The 730-nt window shown below is 49.9% G+C and carries 1 pseudogene; it reads right to left on the bottom strand.

From position 1 onward, the window contains the following. Positions 1–730, bottom strand: a pseudogene (locus R7O13_RS26735) (sigma-54-dependent Fis family transcriptional regulator); the annotation flags it as partial.

The following is a 730-nucleotide window of genomic DNA, read 5'->3' on the forward strand; positions in this document are numbered from 1 at the left end:
TGCGTTGAGTCATGCTCTGAATTTCGATGCTCTTTTCACTGTCCCAATCTTCCATGCGAAAAGTCTCAGGTTTGAGAGCGCGCAGCTCCGCAAATTGGCGCAGTTGTTTAACGTTTTCTGGCCAAGAAAGCTCTGTAATTCGGCGTACTTCGTCCAAACTGAGGTGCGGTGGTTGCAGCTGATAACGGCTTGCTGCATGACGTACGAAGTGTTTGTAAAGTGGGCCAATATCTTCTTTGCGTTCATCCAGCGTTGGTAAGTGGATGAGCGTTGCGAACGCTTTAACATCGGCATCAACCTTGGTCGTCGCACCAAATACGCGCTCCAATTTCGGGTGGTTAAACAGGCATTGCCACTGTGCGAGCGAGATATGTTCTGCGCTGTGCAGGTACAAACTGCAACGATTTGAGTCTTCCGTCAGGTGGTCAATGGCTTTGTCGAGTGCATCTAGCGACAGTTCGTAAAGGTCTTCACCTGATGCTGCAATCAGCTCGCTGTCTGGTGTGGCGTGAATATCGTGAGCAAATTGCGCAGCTAATCGGCGACCAGTGCCGTCTTGTCCCACGAAAATCAGAGGTTGGTTCGTCGGTGCGCTGATTAAGGCTCGGCGAATACTCACCATGACTTTACTGTGACCAATCATTTTCGGGCCGACATGGGTTTGCATGTCGAGCTCTTTCTTAAGCCAGATGTTTTCTTGCAACAAGTTCAGCTTATCGCTGGCGTTGTT

The organism is Vibrio sp. Y176, from assembly GCF_033438945.1.